We start from the raw sequence: 949 nt of genomic DNA, 5'->3' as shown, positions 1-949 counted from the left end.
GAACCTGCGCGACAGCATATATTAAGTATTGAGGATGCAGGCTATCCGTCTTTATTAAAGGAAGTATTTTGTCCGCCGCCTATGATCTATCTGAAAGGCTGTCTGGAGTCTTTATTGTTGCCTGCCTTAGCCGTTGTGGGTAGCAGAAAACCAAGTATGGCCGGGAAACAGCATGCCTATTCTTTTGCCTATGAGTTGAGCCTTCAGGGCCAGAATGTCGTTAGTGGTTTGGCTTTGGGGGTTGATACTTTGGCCCATCGAGGAGCCTTGGAAGCAAGTGGCATTACCTGTGCGGTTTTGGGGACGGGCTTAGATCTTGTTTACCCAAGGCAAAATCAAAAACTAGCAGAGCAAATTATGGATCGAGGAGTGCTGGTGTCGGAAATGGCTTTAGGGTCTCTGCCTGTGCCTGCAAATTTTCCGCGACGAAATCGTTTGATTTCGGGGCTTTCTCAGGGTTCATTGATTGTTGAAGCTGGCCTGAAAAGCGGATCATTAATCACTGCGAATTATGCGATAGAACAGAATCGGGAGGTATATGTCATTCCAGGGCCTATTGATAGTGAAGTGGCTGCCGGATGCAACGATCTGATTAAACAGGGAGCGCAGCTGGTGACATGTGTCGAGGATATTCTAGCTTTTCCTTGTCGGGACTCTTGTATGACGGTAGCGTCTTCCGCCAATAACTCAAAGCGTGAGAGTCCGATTGGGCGCAGTACAAGCGCTATAGTGGGCAAGGCTGAGGGTCATGCAGCTGAAACTCAGTTGTCACATGAACTTTTGCCCGATGAAGGAAAGCTATTACCTCTGATTGATTTTCAGTGTACCTCCTTTGACGTTCTAGCTAGCGAGAGCCAACTGGAAGCTGGCGTGCTATTGCAAAACCTGGTGAGCTTGGAGCTAAAAGGTTTAATTTCTAATGTGCCAGGTGGCTATCAGCGTGTGAAAT

Annotated in this window: 1 protein-coding gene; it reads left to right on the top strand. The window is 47.7% G+C overall.

Translation table 11 applies throughout. The features are described from left to right. A partial coding sequence (gene dprA, locus A3757_RS19115) for a DNA-processing protein DprA (protein ID WP_068740110.1) occupies positions 1-949 on the top strand: 949 nt, incomplete at both ends.

This window comes from Oleiphilus sp. HI0117, assembly GCF_001635235.1.
This window is presented reverse-complemented; position numbering and strand designations above follow the sequence as displayed.